This window comes from Streptomyces sp. NPDC006643 (assembly GCF_042870175.1).
Taxonomy (GTDB): Bacteria; Actinomycetota; Actinomycetes; order Streptomycetales; family Streptomycetaceae; genus Streptomyces.
In genome coordinates, this window is the sequence record NZ_JBIAHA010000006.1 from 88,340 (window position 1) to 105,584 (window position 17,245).

14 protein-coding genes are annotated in these 17,245 nt (G+C 69.2%); 7 read left to right on the forward strand and 7 right to left on the reverse strand.

What is annotated here, in order from left to right; translation table 11 throughout:
* Positions 1–181 precede the first annotated feature (181 nt).
* Positions 182–2,827 carry an ATP-dependent chaperone ClpB gene (gene clpB, locus ACFYNU_RS10140; RefSeq protein ID WP_356587470.1) on the reverse strand — a complete coding sequence of 882 codons (2,646 nt, stop codon included), beginning with the start codon at positions 2,825–2,827 and terminating at the stop codon, positions 182–184.
* A gap of 193 nt (positions 2,828–3,020) precedes the next feature.
* Here clpB and ACFYNU_RS10145 point away from each other — a divergent pair, with 193 nt between their 5' ends.
* Complete coding sequence (locus ACFYNU_RS10145; RefSeq protein ID WP_356587472.1) at positions 3,021–3,425, forward strand: TIGR03618 family F420-dependent PPOX class oxidoreductase; 405 nt, start codon at positions 3,021–3,023, stop codon at positions 3,423–3,425.
* A gap of 155 nt (positions 3,426–3,580) precedes the next feature.
* Here ACFYNU_RS10145 and ACFYNU_RS10150 read toward each other — a convergent pair whose 3' ends face one another.
* Entirely contained in the window at positions 3,581–3,901 is a 321-nt protein-coding gene (locus ACFYNU_RS10150; protein ID WP_023539836.1) for a hypothetical protein, read from the reverse strand.
* Between the two features lie 293 nt (positions 3,902–4,194).
* On the opposite strand from ACFYNU_RS10150, the gene ACFYNU_RS10155 reads away from it, so the two are divergent.
* The 3 genes from ACFYNU_RS10155 to ACFYNU_RS10165 all read left to right on the forward strand — a co-directional run bounded on the left by ACFYNU_RS10155 (position 4,195) and on the right by ACFYNU_RS10165 (position 7,342).
* The gene (locus ACFYNU_RS10155) at positions 4,195–5,178 is read left to right on the forward strand and encodes a helix-turn-helix transcriptional regulator (RefSeq protein ID WP_356587475.1); all 984 of its coding nucleotides are present in this window, start codon (positions 4,195–4,197) and stop codon (positions 5,176–5,178) included.
* A 175-nt stretch (positions 5,179–5,353) separates the two neighbouring features.
* Positions 5,354–6,343, forward strand: coding sequence for a LuxR C-terminal-related transcriptional regulator (locus ACFYNU_RS10160; protein ID WP_356587477.1), 990 nt, complete (start codon positions 5,354–5,356; stop codon positions 6,341–6,343).
* 18 nt (positions 6,344–6,361) lie between these two features.
* Positions 6,362–7,342: a LuxR C-terminal-related transcriptional regulator gene (locus tag ACFYNU_RS10165; protein ID WP_356587479.1), complete on the forward strand. Its 981-nt coding sequence runs from the start codon at positions 6,362–6,364 to the stop codon at positions 7,340–7,342.
* 160 nt (positions 7,343–7,502) lie between these two features.
* Here ACFYNU_RS10165 and ACFYNU_RS10170 read toward each other — a convergent pair whose 3' ends face one another.
* The 5 genes from ACFYNU_RS10170 to dnaK all read right to left on the reverse strand — a co-directional run bounded on the left by ACFYNU_RS10170 (position 7,503) and on the right by dnaK (position 12,537).
* The gene (locus tag ACFYNU_RS10170; protein ID WP_356587481.1) at positions 7,503–7,880 is read right to left on the reverse strand and encodes a peptidase inhibitor family I36 protein; all 378 of its coding nucleotides are present in this window, start codon (positions 7,878–7,880) and stop codon (positions 7,503–7,505) included.
* Positions 7,881–8,242: 362 nt separating this feature from the next.
* Positions 8,243–8,719, reverse strand: a complete 477-nt coding sequence (locus ACFYNU_RS10175) for a heat shock protein transcriptional repressor HspR (protein ID WP_356587483.1) — start codon at positions 8,717–8,719, stop codon at positions 8,243–8,245.
* A gap of 5 nt (positions 8,720–8,724) precedes the next feature.
* Positions 8,725–9,930 carry a molecular chaperone DnaJ gene (gene dnaJ / locus ACFYNU_RS10180; protein WP_356587485.1) on the reverse strand — a complete coding sequence of 402 codons (1,206 nt, stop codon included), beginning with the start codon at positions 9,928–9,930 and terminating at the stop codon, positions 8,725–8,727.
* Positions 9,931–10,000: 70 nt separating this feature from the next.
* Entirely contained in the window at positions 10,001–10,678 is a 678-nt protein-coding gene (gene grpE / locus ACFYNU_RS10185; protein ID WP_356587487.1) for a nucleotide exchange factor GrpE, read from the reverse strand.
* A complete protein-coding gene (dnaK, locus tag ACFYNU_RS10190) occupies positions 10,675–12,537 on the reverse strand; it encodes a molecular chaperone DnaK (RefSeq protein ID WP_356587489.1) in 1,863 nt (620 codons plus the stop codon). Before dnaK ends, grpE begins: the two co-directional genes overlap by 4 nt.
* Before the next feature lie 294 nt (positions 12,538–12,831).
* Between dnaK and ACFYNU_RS10195 the strand changes: the two genes are divergently transcribed.
* The 3 genes from ACFYNU_RS10195 (at position 12,832) to ACFYNU_RS10205 (ending at position 17,216) form a co-directional block, all read left to right on the forward strand.
* A complete protein-coding gene (locus ACFYNU_RS10195) occupies positions 12,832–13,461 on the forward strand; it encodes a sugar transferase (RefSeq protein ID WP_356587491.1) in 630 nt (209 codons plus the stop codon).
* A gap of 132 nt (positions 13,462–13,593) precedes the next feature.
* Complete coding sequence (locus ACFYNU_RS10200) at positions 13,594–15,861, forward strand: (Fe-S)-binding protein (protein ID WP_356587493.1); 2,268 nt, start codon at positions 13,594–13,596, stop codon at positions 15,859–15,861.
* Between the two features lie 278 nt (positions 15,862–16,139).
* Complete coding sequence (locus tag ACFYNU_RS10205) at positions 16,140–17,216, forward strand: VCBS repeat-containing protein (protein WP_356587860.1); 1,077 nt, start codon at positions 16,140–16,142, stop codon at positions 17,214–17,216.
* The last annotated feature ends 29 nt before the right edge of the window (positions 17,217–17,245 follow it).

The window sequence follows — 17,245 nt, forward strand, 5'->3', positions numbered from 1 at the left end:
CTGCACCCCGGCCACAATCGGGCGCGGGCACGCGAGGGGCCCGCGGCCACGGCGTCTTCTCCGCTTCGGCGTCCTCTCCGAAGAAGGCGCGCCCCCGGGTCCGCTTTGGCGTCCTCTCCCAAGAAGGCGCGCCCCCGGATCCCCTACGGCGTCCTCTCCCAAGAAGACGCCCCCGGATCCCCTACGGCGTCTTCTCCAAAGAAGGCGCCCCCGGGCCGGCCTCCGACGGAGTCTCCACCCCGCCCGTCGCCCGCCCCACGATCAGCTGGTCCCCCGCGCGGTCCACCCGCACCGTGTCGCCGTCGACGACCTCACCGGCGAGGATCTCCTTCGCCAGTCGGTCGCCGATCGCCGTCTGGATCAGCCGGCGCAGCGGCCGGGCGCCGTACGCCGGGTCGTTGCCCTTGTCGGCGAGCCAGGCCAGCGCCTCCGGCGTGATGTCGAGCGTGAGACGGCGGTCCGCCAGGCGCTTGGCCAGGAAGGCGATCTGGAGGTCGGCGATCTTGGCCAGCTCCTCCTTGGAGAGGGCCGAGAAGACCACGAGATCGTCCAGCCGGTTCAGGAACTCCGGCTTGAACGCGGCCCGTACGGCCTCCAGGACCTGCTGCTTCTTCGTCTCCGCCGAGGGCAGCGGGTCGACCAGGTACTGACTGCCGAGGTTCGACGTGAGGATCAGGATGGTGTTGCGGAAGTCCACCGTCCGCCCCTGCCCGTCGGTGAGCCGGCCGTCGTCCAGGACCTGGAGCAGGATGTCGAAGACCTCGGGGTGCGCCTTCTCCACCTCGTCCAGCAGCACCACGCTGTACGGCCTGCGGCGGACGGCCTCGGTGAGCTGGCCGCCCTCCTCGTAGCCGACATAGCCGGGGGGCGCCCCGACGAGGCGCGCGACGGAGTGCTTCTCGCCGTACTCGCTCATGTCGATACGGACCATGGCCCGCTCGTCGTCGAAGAGGAAGTCGGCCAGCGCCTTGGCCAGTTCGGTCTTGCCGACACCGGTCGGCCCGAGGAAGAGGAACGAGCCGGTGGGCCGGTCCGGGTCGGCGATGCCCGCGCGGGTGCGCCGTACCGCGTCCGAGACCGCCTCGACCGCCTCCGTCTGCCCGATCAGCCGGCGGCCCAGCTCCGCCTCCATACGGAGGAGCTTGCTGGTCTCGCCCTCCAGCAGCCGCCCGGCCGGGATCCCGGTCCACGACCCGACGACATCGGCGATGTCGTCCTCGCCCACCTCGTCCTTGACCATGGTGTCCTTGGCGGCTTCCTGCTCCGCCTCGTCCGCCTCCGCCAACTCCTGTTCCACGGCGGGGATCTCGCCGTACAGCAGCTTGGACGCGGTGTCGAGGTCCTGGTCGCGCCGCGCGCGCTCCGCCTGCCCGCGCAGCTCGTCCAGCTTCTCCTTCAGCTCACCGACACGGTTGAGGCCCTGCTTCTCCTTCTGCCAGCGCGCGTCGAGCCCGCGCAGCTCCTCCTCGCGGTCGGCGAGGTCGCGGCGCAGCTTCTCCAGCCGCTGCTTGGACGCGGGGTCCGACTCGTTCTTCAGCGCCAGCTCCTCCATACGGAGGCGGTCGACCGTCCGCTGGAGTTCGTCGATCTCGACGGGCGAGGAGTCGATCTCCATACGGAGGCGGGACGCGGCCTCGTCGACGAGGTCGATGGCCTTGTCGGGCAGGAAGCGCGAGGTGATGTAGCGGTCGGAGAGCGCGGCGGCGGCCACCAGCGCGGCGTCGGCGATCTGCACCTTGTGGTGCGCCTCGTACCGGCCCTTGAGGCCGCGCAGGATCGCGATCGTGTCCTCGACGTTCGGCTCGGCGACCAGCACCTGCTGGAAGCGCCGTTCCAGCGCGGCGTCCTTCTCGATGCGCTCGCGGTACTCGTCCAGGGTCGTCGCGCCGACCATGCGCAGCTCGCCGCGCGCCAGCATGGGCTTGAGCATGTTGCCCGCGTCCATGGCGGAGTCGCCGCCGGCGCCCGCGCCCACGACGGTGTGCAGCTCGTCGATGAAGGTGATGATCTGCCCGTCGCTGTCCTTGATCTCGGACAGGACGGTCTTCAGCCGCTCCTCGAACTCGCCCCGGTACTTGGCGCCCGCGACCATCGCGCCGAGGTCGAGGGAGACCAGCTTCTTGTTCTTCAGGGACTCGGGCACGTCGCCCTTGACGATGCGCTGCGCGAGTCCTTCTACGACGGCGGTCTTCCCGACGCCGGGCTCGCCGATCAGTACGGGGTTGTTCTTCGTACGGCGCGACAGCACCTGCACCACACGGCGGATCTCCTGGTCCCGGCCGATGACCGGGTCGAGTCTGCCCTCGCGCGCGGCGGCGGTGAAGTCCGTGCCGAACTTCTCCAGGGCCTTGTACTGGCCCTCCGGATCGGGTGTGGTCACCCGGCGTCCTCCCCTTGCCTTCTCGAACGCGGCTTGCAGCTTCTTCGCGCCGGCCCCCTGCCGGTCCAGCACCTCGCCGGCCTTGCCGCCCTCGGCGGCGATCCCGATGAGCAGGTGCTCGGTGGAGAGATATTCGTCGCCCAGCTTCTTCGCCCGCTTGGCACCGTCGGCGATGACGGCGAGCAGCGCGCGGTCGGGCCCCGGGGGCGCGACGGTGGTGCCCCGGACGCTGGGCAGCGCGGCCAGCAGCCGGTCCGCCCCGGACCGTACCTCGGCCTGGTCGGCGTCGACCGCGACGAGCAGGTCGGTGACGTTCTCGTTGTCCTCGCCCTCAAGCAGCGCGAGGAGCAGATGCGCGGGGGTCAGGTCGGCGTGGCCCGCCGACACCGCGCGGTCGGTGGCCGCGTTGAGCGCGGCCTTGCTCTTGTTCGTCAGCTCGGCGTCCACGTGCGGTCTCTCCTCCTTGGCGCGGGGTCCGTCCCCGTAAGAACCTGACTCACCAGACGTACGCAAAGTTGAGTCTATTCCACTCAAGCACGACTGCAAGCATGACCCACGCCCGGAGGAGGCGCACCCGGCCGCGGGGACCAACTCCCGCCGCACCACACCTTCGAGGCCATTACGCGCCTATTCTTCCGGCATGGCCCAAGACGTACGCGATCCCGACGCCGACTATCTCGCCTTCTGGCGGGAGCGGCATCTGTGCACCCTGACCACACTCCGGCCGGACGGTACGCCCCACGTGGTGCCGGTGGGTGTGACGTACGAGCCGGAGACCCGGCTGGCACGTGTCATCACCGGCAAGCACTCCAGGAAGGCCGCCAACATCCTGGCCGCGGGCCCCGGCGGCGCGCGGGTCGCGGTCTGCCAGGTCCACCGAAGGCGCTGGGCGACCCTTGAGGGCCTCGCGACGGTGCGGACGGAGGCCGACAGGGTGGCGGACGCCGTAGGCCGTTACGCGGCCCGCTACGAGCGCGAGCCGGGACCCAACCCGGACCGGATCGTCATCGAGATCGCCGTCGACCGCGCGCTCGGCAGAGGATGACCCGCGGCGTACGGCGGCACGGCCGCCGGCCCGCACAAGGGCGGCTGCGCGCGGCGCCACGCGGGCAGCACAGCGGCGCCATCGCGTTTCAGGTCCACGATGGCGCCGCTGTGTGGGGGAAGTGCCGGAGCGATCTACTACGACGGGGGAATCGCTCAGGCACTGCGGGGGGTGGCGGAAATGGTTTGTGGTTCAACCAGCTGGTGGTCACGCTGGTCGAGATTGACGAAAATCATGTCGTACCGAATCGCGCAGCGTACGGGCTGCGGCGCCCCCCTGGGCTTCCTCAGACACCGGTACGCACGGACGTCCTCGTCCTCCTCGCGGACGACGACCACGGGCTCACCGAACAGGGTGACCATCAGCGAGTCACCACGGTGTGGGATCGCCGTGACGAGATCGATGAAGTGCCATCCGGACCGGTAGGCCGAGGCCATCTCACGCCGAAAGACCCTGTCGTCCGGCGGGACAGTCATGCGCCCAAGTCCACCGGAGCGCTCTCCCAAGAGGGATCGCCCGGCAGAGCCTGCACCGCGGACACAGAAGCGCTGTCCGACGAGTGGACGCTACCCGCGACGAGCGAACCCGTCACGGCCATCGCAAAAGCAAGTACGCAAAACGCGCGAGCCATCCTCTTCATGGACGATCTCCACCCCATTCTGATCACTATCCCTCCCCCCGCGACTAAGACGATGGCCCACGCTGAACGCTTCCACCAGCAAGCACGGGCATCATGTTCCTGTAATTCAGGACCCTGAGGGGGTGGCAAATGCGGTCAAGTCATGAAGTTGACGGACATAAGCATGGGCCTGGCGAACTATGCGAAGCGGGCAAAAACCTCTACGCAGCAGCTCTGCGATCCGGCCGGCTGTCCCGGTCCGAGGTGGAGGGCGCACCGTGCCTGCTGGCTCTCGCACTGCTGCGCCCGGACCCGGACGACGCCCAGTGGCTCCGTCCCGTGTCCCCGACGATCGCCCTCAACCAGCTCACGCACCCTCTTGAGCGTGAGATCCAGGAGCGGCGGCAGCTCGCCATGTCGCTGGCGGAGACCTTCGAGCCGTTCATGACGCTCACGGCCATGGACCCGTCAGCCACGCACGCGATCACCGTGCTCGAAGGGCTGAGTCTCATCAACTCCACCCTGGACCGGGTCACCGCGGAGTGCACCGAGGAGTTGCTCACGGTCCAGCCGGGCAGCGGACGGGGGCCGACCGCCCAGGAGGAAGCCCTGCGCAGGGTCAGCCCGTTGATCGACAACGGGGTGAAGATGCGGACGCTGTACCAGCACACGGCCCGGCACCACCCCGCCACGCTCGCCTACGTGGAACGGGTCGCGCCGCAAGGGGTGGAGGTGCGCACGCTCGAGGAGATCATCGAGCGCCTGATCATCGTGGACCGCAAGGTGGCGTTCGTGCCCGCCCGCAGCGATCGCCGGATCGCCCTGGAGCTGCGCCACGAAGGGCTCGTGCAGTATCTCGTCGGCGTCTTCGAGCAGTTCTGGCTTCATGCCACGCCCTGGGACGAACAGCTGTCGTACGCACCGGAGATCGACGGCATCACCAGCATCCAGCGCTCCATCGCCAAACTCCTCATCGACGGTCACGTCGACGAGGCCATCGCGCGCCGACTGGGCATGAACGTGCGCACCTGCCGGGCGCACATCGCCAAGCTGAGCACCACGCTCGGCAGCGGCAGCCGGGCCCAACTCGGCTATCTCATCGCCCAGTCGGGCATTCTGGACCACGACCACTGAGCCTTGCGAGGGAGGGAGACCGTGACCGCATCGGGGGGTGACACGGCCACGGTCGGGATGTGATCAGGGAGTTGGCCGCTCCCAACCACCAGCAACACTCCTCCACCGACTAGGATTTCACCACCGTCATCTTGCTGCACTGCACAAAACGGGGGGTGCCAAAGTAGGCGAAACCATGGAGAACCAGAAGCACCACCCACACGGTGACCGGGAGCTGTGCGAGACGGCGATCGGTCTCTACACCGAGGCGCTTCGCAGAGGACGGATCACCCGCGCCGAGCTGACGCCGGCGCCCTGCCTCGTCGACATGGCGCTGCTGCACCCCGACCCCCAGGACGAGGCGTGGATGTGCCCGGTGCCGCCGTCCGCGGCCCTGGCGCACCTGCTCCAGCCCATCACGCGCGAGATCCACGAACGCGTACGGCTCAGCGCCTCCCTGGCCAACTCACTCGCGCCGCTGAGCGCCGTCGTCGCCGAGGACCCCAACCTCTCCATCACCATGCTCGACGGGCATGTGCTGATCGACGCGAGGGTCGGCGAGGCCGCCCGTACGGCGACGCGGGAGATCCTGACGGTCCAGCCGGGCTTCAGCCGGGAGCGCAAACTCATGATGGCGGGGCTGTCCCGTTCCCTGGCCGCCATCGAACGGGGCGCCCGATTACGGCACTTGTACCAACACCCGGCGCGCTACAGCCCGCACGTCAAGGAGTACCTGGAGCACGTACCCGCCGACCGGCTGGAGGTACGCACGGTCGAGCAGACGGTCGAGCGCCTGATCATCGTCGACCGCGCCGTGGCCTTCATCCCCGCCAGCGCCAACCGCCACACCGCCCTGGAGATCCGGCACCCGGCCCTGATCACCTATCTCGTCCAGGTCTACGAGGTGCTGTGGTCCCAGGCCACCCCCATGACCGAGCGCCCGCCCGCCGTCTCCCCAGACGCCTCCGTCACATCCGTCCAGCGCGGCATCGCGCGGCTTCTCGTGGAGGGGACCTCCGACGAGGCGGTGGCCCGCCGCATGGGCATCAGCGTCCGCACCTGCCGCTCCCACATAGCCAAACTGATGACCGCCCTGAACGCCTCCAGCCGCACCCACCTCGGCGCCCTGCTCGTCCGGTCCGGCCTGCTGGACGCCGAGACACCCCGTCCCACGGACCCACGCTGAACAGGAGCGCAGACGAAGTTGACGCATCCACACGGCGATCGGGAACTGTGCGACGAGGCGGTACGGCTCTACACCGAGGCCCTGCGCAACGACGGCATCGACCGCGCCACGTCGGCCGCCGCCCCCTGCCTGCTGGACATGGCGCTGCTGTACCCGGACCCCCGGGACGCCGACCGGCTGCGGCCCGTGCCCCCGTCGGCCGCCCTGGCGCATCTGCTGCTGCCCATCACCCGGGAGATCCAGGAACGCGTACGGCTCACCGCCGTCCTCGCCGACTCCCTGGCACCTCTGATGGCCGTGCCGAGCGCCGACCCCAACCTCGCCATCACCGTCCTTGAGGGAATGCCGCTCATCAGCTCCGTCCTGAGCGAGGCGTCGGCCGCCGCCACGTCGGAGATCCTGACGGCACAGCCCGGCGGCAACCGCACCAGGGAGGCGATGGAGCAGGGGCTGGACAACTCACTGGCGGCCATCGGGCGAGGCGCCCGGCTGCGCCACATCTACCAGCACCCGGCGCGCTACAGCCCGCACCTCAAGGAGTACATGACACGGGTGCCGGCCGACCGGCTGGAGGTGCGCACCGTCGAGCAGACCGTCGAGCGCCTGATCATCATCGACCGCGAGATGGCGCTCATCCCGGCCGACGCCGAACGCACGACCGCCCTGGAGATCCGGCACCCGGCCCTGGTCACGTATCTCATCCAGGTCTACGACGTGCTGTGGGCCCACGGCACCCCGCTCACGGAACAGCTGCCCGCGCCCAGGTCACCCCGCGCCCAGGTCACTCCGGTCCAGCAGAGCATCGCCCGCCTCCTCGTGGAGGGCACCTCCGACGAGGCGGTGGCCCGCCGCATGGGCATCAGCGTCCGCACCTGCCGCTCCCACATAGCCAAACTGATGACCGCCCTGAACGCCTCCAGCCGCACCCACCTCGGCGCCCTGCTCGTCCACTCCGGCCTGGTCGAACCGGAAACGGGCAGCCCCTCGGCAATCCGCTGAGGGCCCCGGCGGGCAGGGAGATCGCGGCGCGTCGGAAAAGGCGGACGCCGCGCCCCGGAGACGGGACGCGGCGTCGCCGCTGCTGTTGGTTCACGAGCGGCTCACGGGCGTTTCACTGGCGATTCATGGGCGGTTCACGTGCGGTTCACGGGCGGGAAGCTCAGGGGCGCGCGTTCCCCAGGCAGACGCTGTCGGACGGCCCGCCACCGAGGGGCGTGCCGATGTCGCTGCTGAAGCCACCGGCGGGCATCGTGCGGATCAGGGTGCCGGACCCGTTGAAGACCCTGGCGGTGACGGACCCGTTGTTGGCGTACGAGCGGATGTCACCGAACACGAAGGTGTCCCAGGGGCTGAAACAGGCGTTGGTGCTGGCGCTGATGATCCGGTCGCCACTGAAGTTGACGCCGTCGTAGATACAGAGTCTCGCCGCCGGGCAGTCCCCGGGCGCCGCCGCGGCCGGAGGCGCCGCGGCCAGCATCCCGGCGCCGGCCATCGCCACGACCGAGAACACGGACGCGGCCTTCTTCTTCCATTCCATGGGATTCCCTCTCAGAGCCTGTTGCGCCGATTCCGGAATGAACTGGCGCGTATCACCAAGGCAGCTGAAATCAACCGGAGTTCACCGACATTTCCCGGCGACTTCGGATGACCCACCTGCCGCGTTCAGACTCTCCCGGGGGCAACTCACGCACCACCGTCATCTTGCTGCACTGCACAAAGCGGAGGGTGCTAAATCCGGGCACAAGATGACAAAATCATGCACTAAGAGTGATCGTTCAATGACGAAAGGTAGCGATGAAGGGTCGGTTCCGGAACAGCACAAGAGCCCGCCGCCCCTGGAATCACCAAGGGGCGACGGGCTCCCGGCCCGCTGCGGAAGTCGCTCCCGCGGCGGCGCGACTAGTCCGACGACAGCTTCGGCTTCGGCCGCCACACCACCAGCGCGCTCGTCTGCTGAACGTCCTGGTACGGCACCAGGTCACGCCGGTACGACGCGTGGACCTGGGCCTCGCGCTGGCGCATCGCCGCCGCCGCGCCGTCCACCGCCGCGCCGAGTTCGGCCACGCGTGCCTGGAGCGCCGCGACCTGGTTCTCCAGCTCGATGATGCGCTTGATGCCGGCCAGGTTGATGCCCTCGTCCTGCGACAACTGCTGCACCTGGCGGAGCAGTTCGATGTCGCGCGCCGAGTAACGCCTGCCGCGGCCCGCCGTACGGTCCGGCGAGACCAGGCCCAGCCGGTCGTACTGACGCAGGGTCTGCGGATGCAGACCGGACAGTTGGGCCGCCACCGAGATGACGTACACCGGCGACTCTTCGGTCAGCTCGAACGCCCGGTTGAACGATGAGTGCGGTCGACGCCGCCCGACCCCGTCCATTGGAGTCACGCTCCCTTCGCTGCCTGGAACAGCTCGTCCCGCGGGTTCTCCCCCGCGGTGGCCTTCCGGTAACTCTCCAGCGCGTCACGAGCCTCGGCGCCGAGATCCTTGGGGACGACCACCTCGACGGTCACCAGGAGGTCGCCACGACTGCCGTCCTTACGGACTGCGCCCTTTCCCCGGGCGCGCATCGTACGGCCGTTGGGCGTGCCCGCGGGCAGTTTCAGGGTGACGGAAGGACCGCCCAGCGTCGGGACCTTGACCTCGCCGCCGAGCGCCGCCTCCACGAAGGTGACCGGCACGGTGACGGTGAGGTTGTCGTCCTTGCGGCCGAAGACCGGGTGCGAGCCGACGTGGACCACCACGTACAGATCGCCCGCCGGACCGCCGCGCTCGCCCGGGGCACCCTTGCCGCGCAGCCGGATCCGCTGGCCGTCGCTGACGCCCGCCGGGATACGCACCTGCATGGTCCGCGAGGACCTGGCACGGCCGCTGCCCTTGCAGACGTCGCAGGGGTCCTGGGCGATGAGCCCACGGCCCTTGCAGTCCACGCACGGGTCGGTCAGCGAGAAGCCGCCGCCCGTGCCGCGCGACACCTGTCCGGTGCCGACGCAGGTCGGGCAGACCCGCGGCGAGCCGTTCTTGTCGCCGGTGCCCGAACACGCCTTGCAGGGCGCCTGGCTGGACATCCGCAGCGGGACCGTGGCCCCGTCGACCGCCTCGGTGAAGCTGAGCGTCACCTCGGACTCGATGTCCTGGCCGCGGCGCGGCTGCGTACGCGTGCCCGTACCGGGGCCGCCTCTGTTGAAGAGGCCGCCGAACACGTCCCCGAGCCCGCCGCCGAAGCCGCCGGCGCCGCCCTGGCCGCCCTGCGTACCGCCGCCCTGGGGGCCGCCTCCGAAGAGGTCGCCCAGGTCGAAGTTGAAGGACCCGCCGCCGCCGGCGCCGGGACCGGCCCGGAAGCCGCCCCCGTTGCCGAAGAGCGAGCGCGCCTCGTCGTACTCCTTGCGCCGCTTGGGGTCGCCGAGTACGTCGTTGGCCTCGGAGATCTCCTTGAAGCGCTCCTCGGCCTTGACGTCACCCTTGTTGGCGTCCGGGTGGAACTCGCGTGCGAGCTTCCGGTACGCCTTCTTGATCTCGGCCTCGGTGGCGTCCTTGGGGACGCCGAGAACCTTGTAGTAGTCCTTCTCCACGAAGTCCTTGGTACTCATTCCCGACGTCCCTCCTCACTGCCCGTCATGCGTACTGCCCGTCCGTACCGCCGTACCGCTCGCCGGCGCGTCAGCCCTCGTCCGGGCCACCGCTCTCCTCGTCCGTGTCCGGCTCGTCGGCGTTCGACGCCTTCTCCCCGGGCGTGGCCCCCGGCTGGGGCTCCGCCACGGCGACGCGCGCGGGCCTGATGGTCCGCTCGCCGAACCGGTACCCAGGCTGGAGGATCGCGACGCACGTGTCCTCGGTGACATCCGGTGCGTAGCTGTGCATCAGGGCCTCGTGGATCGTCGGGTCGAAGGGCTCGCCCTCCTTGCCGAACTGCTGGAGGCCCATCTTCGCGGCCACCGTCTCCAGCGATTCCGCCACCGACTTGAACCCGCCCACCAGCTCGGCGTGTTCCCGGGCGCGCCCGATGTCGTCGAGCACGGGCAGCAGCTCGGTCAGGAGGCTCGCGATGGCGATCTCCTTGACCGTGACGCGGTCCCGCTCGACCCGGCGGCGGTAGTTCTGGTACTCGGCCTGAAGCCGCTGGAGGTCTGCCGTGCGCTCACCGAGCGCCGTACGGACCTGGTCCAGCTGTGCGATCAGCGCGGTCTGTGTGTCGTTCTGCTGTACGTCCCCGGCCGGGGCCGCCGGGCCGGACTCCTTGGCGGAGTCCGGCTCGGCGCCCTTCGACGCGGCGTCTTCGGGGGTGGCGCCGGAAGGGACGTCGGGCTCCTCTTCGAAGCCCGGAGTCTCCTCCGTCACGCGGCACCGTCCTTCTTGGGCTTCTCGTCGTCGACGATCTCGGCGTCCACGACGTCGTCCGCGCCGTCGGTGCCGCCGGCGGGACCGGCCTGCTCCGTGCCGGGCGCGTCGGCGCCGCCTTCGGCCTGGGCGTTGGCGTACATGGCCTGGCCGAGCTTCTGCGAGACGGCCGCGACCTTCTCGGTGGCCGTACGGATCTCGGCCGTGTCCTCACCCTTGAGCTTCTCCTTCAGCTCGCCGATGGAGGTCTCGACCTCTTCCTTCACGTCACCGGGGACCTTGTCCTCGTTGTCCTTGAGGAACTTCTCCGTCTGGTAGACGAGCTGTTCGGCCTGGTTGCGGGTCTCGGCGGCCTCACGACGGCGGTGGTCCTCGTCCGCGTACTGCTCGGCCTCTTCACGCATCCGGTTGACCTCGTCCTTCGGCAGCGAGGAGCCACCGGTGACGGTCATCTTCTGCTCCTTGCCGGTGCCGAGGTCCTTCGCGGCCACGTGCATGATGCCGTTGGCGTCGATGTCGAAGGCGACCTCGATCTGCGGCACACCGCGCGGGGCGGGCGGCAGACCGGTCAGCTCGAACATGCCGAGCTTCTTGTTGTACGCCGCGATCTCGCGCTCGCCCTGGTAGACCTGGATCTGGACCGACGGCTGGTTGTCCTCGGCCGTGGTGAAGATCTCGGAGCGCTTCGTCGGGATCGTGGTGTTGCGCTCGATGAGCTTGGTCATGATGCCGCCCTTGGTCTCGATACCAAGAGACAGCGGGGTGACGTCGAGCAGCAGGACGTCCTTGACCTCGCCCTTGAGGACACCGGCCTGGAGCGCGGCACCGATGGCCACGACCTCGTCCGGGTTGACGCCCTTGTTGGCGTCCCGGCCGCCGGTCAGCTCCTTGACGATCTCCGCGACGGCGGGCATACGCGTGGAGCCGCCGACCAGGACCACGTGGTCGATCTCGGACAGCGCGATGCCGGCGTCCTTGATGACGTTGTGGAACGGGGTCTTGCAGCGCTCCAGCAGGTCGGCCGTCAGCTGCTGGAACTGCGAGCGCGTGAGCTTCTCGTCCAGGTGCAGCGGGCCCTCTGCCGACGCCGTGATGTACGGCAGGTTGATCGTGGTCTCGGTGGAGGACGACAGCTCGATCTTCGCCTTCTCCGCGGCCTCGCGGAGACGCTGGAGAGCCATCTTGTCCTTGGCCAGGTCCACGCCGTGACCGTTGGCGAACTGCTTCACCAGGTAGTCGACGACACGCTGGTCCCAGTCGTCACCACCGAGGTGGTTGTCACCGTTGGTGGCCTTCACCTCGACGACGCCGTCACCGATCTCCAGGAGCGACACGTCGAAGGTGCCGCCGCCGAGGTCGAAGACGAGGATCGTCTGGTCGTCCTTGTCGAGCCCGTACGCCAGCGCGGCGGCCGTCGGCTCGTTGACGATACGCAGGACGTTGAGGCCCGCGATCTCGCCGGCCTCCTTCGTGGCCTGGCGCTCGGAGTCGTTGAAGTACGCCGGGACGGTGATGACCGCGTCCGCGACCTTCTCACCCAGGTAGGACTCGGCGTCGCGCTTCAGCTTCTGAAGGACGAACGCGGAGATCTGCTGCGGGTTGAAGTCCTTGCCGTCGAGGTTGATCTTCCAGTCGGTGCCCATGTGGCGCTTGACCGACCGGATGGTCCTGTCGACGTTCGTGACTGCCTGGCGCTTGGCGACCTCTCCGACGAGCACCTCGCCGTTCTTGGCGAAGGCGACGACGGACGGCGTGGTCCTGGCGCCTTCGGCGTTGGTGATGACGGTGGGCTCGCCGCCTTCGAGAACGCTGACGACGGAGTTAGTCGTGCCCAGGTCGATGCCGACCGCACGTGCCATTTCGATTCCTCCAGCTGACTTGAGTGGAACAGACTCAAGGATGCACGACTGATCCTCAGGCGTCAACAGAGCTGAGTCGATCAGACTCAACTATCGTGCGGCCCGATTCCTGGGCCGACCCTGGGAAGGACGCGGTTCCCGCAGGTCCGCGCGCCTTCGGAACTTCACCCGCCCGCTGAGTCACGATCGTCCGGCACGCGCGTCATAAAAGACGTGATGCCGCACACAGTCACACACAACGGTCGGGGGTATCGCATGGTTCCGCACCCTGGCCCCGGCCCACGGGGACCGGGCATGGACCGACCCGCCGCCGACGACGCCCTCGGCCGGCCCCTCCCCGGCGCCTTCGACCACCTGCTCGACCATCTCCTCGATCCCAAGCGGCTGCTGGACCTGACACTCGGCACCCTCCTACTGATGCTCACCGCGCCGCTGCTGGCCGCCGCCGCCCTCGCCCTCACCCTGTCCACGCGCCACCCCGGCGGCGCCTTCACCCACGAGCCCCGCGTCGGCCTGGACGGCCGCGTCTTCACCGTCCGCTCACTGGCCACCCGCCGCCGCCGGCTCGATCTGCTGTCCCGGCTGCCCCATGTCGTACGGGGCGAGATGTCCCTCGTCGGCCCCGCCCCACTGGCGCCCGGCGACCCCAGGACGGCGGCGCCCTGGCGGCAGCACGTACGGCCCGGCCTCACCGGTCTCGCCCAGGTGCGCCGCCGCTCGCCATGGCCGTGGGACGAGCCCGCGCTGCTCGACCAGCACTACGTGGAGCACCACTGGATCGGCCTCGACCTGGCGATCCTCGCCCGTACACCGGCCGCCGCGTCGGCCCCGTACGCCACTGGCGCCGCCGCGGCCCGGATCCCCGCTCAGGGTCACCTCAGCGACACAGATCACCGGCCGCGCGGCTACAGTGCGGCGGGATAACTGGGTACCCTCAGCACAAACCGATTAAGTTACCGCTTAGTAGCACCCTCTCAGTACTTACTGCGGCACCCACCGCCGTACTTACCGAGGCGGTGCTGTTCTTCCCACCCTCGCAGGCCCGAGGAGCCCCCAATGCAACTCGCCGCGATCATCGTGTCGCTGGTGCTGACCGTGGTCGGCGTCGCGCTCATCGCCCGAGCCGTCGCCGAGATCTACCGGTTCGTGAAGCTCGGCTCGCCCGTCCCGGCCGGCAGCCGCACCGACGACCCCAGAGCGCGCACGCTCACCCTGGCCAAGGAATTCCTCGGCCATACGCGGATGAACCGCTGGGGCGTCGTCGGCTTCGCGCACTGGTTCGTCGCGATCGGCTTCCTGACGCTCGGGCTCACGATCGTCAACGCGTACGGCCAGCTGTTCCAGGCCGACTGGATCATCCCCGGGATCGGCACCTTCCTGCCGTACGAGATCTACATCGAGTTCATCGCCCTCGCGACGACCGTCGGCATCCTCGTACTGATCGCGATCCGGCTGCTGAACCTGCCCTCGCGGGCCGGCCGCAAGTCCCGCTTCGCGGGCTCCACGGCCTGGCAGGCGTACTTCGTCGAGTACGTGATCCTCACCATCGGCCTCGCGATCCTGATCCTGCGCGGCCTTGAGGGCGCCCTGCACCACGTCGACAGCTACGACCCGGCGTACTGGGTCTCGTATCCGCTGGTCCTCGCCTTCAAGGGACTGAGCCTCGGCACGCTCCAGAACCTGGTCTATCTGACCGCCATGATCAAGCTCGGCGTGACGATGATCTGGGCCATCACCCTCGGCCTCAACACCACCATGGGCGTCGCCTGGCACCGCTTCCTCGCCTTCCCGAACATCTGGTTCAAGCGGAAGTCCGACGGCGGTACGGCGCTGGGCGCGCTCCTGCCGATGACATCGGGCGGCAAGGAGATCGACTTCGAGGACCCGGGCGACGACGACGTCTTCGGTGTCTCACAGGTCGAGCAGTTCTCCTGGAAGGGCATCCTCGACTTCTCCACCTGCACGGAGTGCGGTCGCTGCCAGTCGCAGTGCCCCGCCTGGAACACCGGCAAGCCGCTCTCGCCGAAGCTCCTGATCATGTCTCTGCGCGACCACGCGCACGCCAAGGCGCCGTATCTGCTGGCGGGTGGCGGCAAGACGATGGAGGGCGAGGAGAAGGCGACGGAGGAACAGCTGGCCGGCGTGCCCGCGGCGGCCCTCGCCGAGGCGCAGCGCCCGCTGATCGGGACGCTTGAGGAGAACGGCGTCATCGACCCCGACGTGCTGTGGTCGTGCACCACGTGCGGCGCCTGCGTCGAACAGTGCCCCGTCGACATCGAGCACATCGACCACATCGTCGACATGCGCCGCTACCAGGTGATGATCGAGAGCTCGTTCCCCTCCGAGGCCGGGACGATGCTCAAGAACCTGGAGAAGAAGGGCAACCCCTGGGGACTCCAGAAGAAGCAGCGCCTGGAGTGGACGAAGGAGGTCGACTTCGAGGTACCGGTCGTCGGCAAGGACGTCGAGGACCTCTCCGAGGTCGACTATCTGTACTGGGTCGGCTGCGCGGGCGCCCTCGAAGACCGCGCCAAGAAGACCACGAAGGCGTTCGCCGAACTGCTGCACATCGCGGGCGTGAAGTTCGCGATCATGGGCGGCGACGAGAAGTGCACCGGCGACTCGGCCCGCCGCCTGGGCAACGAGCCGCTGTTCCAGCAGCTCGGCCAGGAGAACGTGGCGATGCTGAACATGGCGTACGGCGAGGACGACGAGGACGAGTCGACCCGTAAGCCGAAGTCCTCGAAGAAGATCGTCGCGACCTGCCCGCACTGCTTCAACACGATCGCCAACGAATACCCGCAGCTCGGCGGCGAGTACGAGGTCATCCACCACACCCAGCTGCTCCAGCACCTCGTCGACGAGGAGAAGCTGATCCCGGTGACCCCGGTCGAGGGTCTGATCACCTACCACGACCCCTGCTATCTGGGCCGGCACAACAAGGTCTACACGCCGCCGCGCGAGATCATCGCGAAGGTGCCCGGCCTCCGTAACGAGGAGATGCACCGCCACAAGGAGCGCGGCTTCTGCTGCGGCGCGGGCGGCGCGCGGATGTGGATGGAGGAGCGGATCGGCAAGCGCATCAACAACGAGCGGGTGGACGAGGCGCTCTCCCTCAACCCGGACATCGTGTCGACGGCGTGCCCGTTCTGCCTCGTGATGCTGACCGACTCGGTCAACGGCAAGAAGAACGACGGCAAGGCGAAGGAATCGCTCCAGGTCGTGGACGTGGCCCAGTTGCTCCTCGACTCGGTGCGCACGCCGGCCGACCCGGAGGACTCCCCGGAACCGGCGGCCGAACCGGAGCCGGAGCCCGCGACGTAACGACGCCCGGGAGAAGAGCGCGGCCGGACCTGCCTCGGGGGCGGGTCCGGCCTTTCTCCTTTCTTGGGACTTTCGGCCCGTGATCGCGATCGGTCCGTTTCCTTACCGCGACGCGCGAACTGGAGCATCATGTGGCAGCGAACGGCGGCGAACGCCGTGCGGCGAATGCCATGCAGCGAATGCCATGTGACGAAACGGAAGGTGAGGTCGTGCGCATACGTCCCGGCGGTACGGGCGGCACCGGCGGTACGGGCGGCACCGCCGCGACGACAGCGAGGATGACCGGCGCCGCCCTCTGTACGGCACTGGCCCTGCTGTTGACGGGTTGCAGCGGCTCCGACGGAGAGTCCGCCGGCGGCGGCGAGGCGAAGAACGGCGACACCGCGCCCCTCGCCGGCCGCGCCTCCGTACCGAAGCGCCCCGTCCCGCGCGGCGACGGCAGCGCGGAACCGGCCGACTTCAACGGCGACGGCCACCGCGACCTCGTACTGAACGACCTGGTCAAGGCCCCCGACGCGATCCAGGGCGACGACGCGGGCATCGGCATCGTGTACGGCGCCGACTCCCCGCGCGGCGTCGACCCCGCCGTACGCCAGACGCTGAGCCCCACCGCCAACGGCGCGGCCACCGACGGTGTCCTCCCGGCCGCCTTCGACGCGGCGGCGAGCTGCGACCTGGACGGGGACGGCTTCACCGATCTGATCGTCAGCACGGACCCGCCGTACGACGGCCTCGGCCGCCCGCCCGTCCCGCTCCAGCTCCTCTTCGGCGGCCCGGACGGCATCACGGGCAAGGCGGTGGTCCTGAAGATCCCCGCCAAGGCGCGCTACGGCGACGACTGGCCCGACCATCCGGTCTGCGGCGACTTCGACGGCGACGGCAAGCCGGACCTCGCCGTCTCCGCGAGCGCGGGCCAGGTCAGCTATCTGCGCGGCCCGTTCAGCCGCGCGGGCGCTCCCCGCGCCGCCACGGCCCCCGTCCCCGGCGGCGGCCCGGTCCTCTACGCCCCGACGGCCAAGGCGGACACCAACGGCGACGGCTACGACGACCTCGTGTACGCCACCCGCACCCACGAGCCCGGCAAGGCCGCGAAGGGCAAGCTGCTGCTGGGCGGCCCGGACGGACCGGGTGAGCCGGGCGGCACGTACGCCTTCAAAGCGGTCGAGCTACCGCCCGCCCCGAAACTGCCGGGCGCGGCCGGCACGCCCACGACGGACCTCGTGGAGGCGGCGCGGTCGGCGGACTTCATCGTGACGCGCACGCACCAGGGCGAGGAGAAGGATCTGATCGCGCTGTACGCGCCGAAGAAGGACACCCCGCTGCTGAGCTTCAGCACATCGATCTTCCTCGAATAGCCTCTCCCGGTCTCTCCTACCTCTCCTCG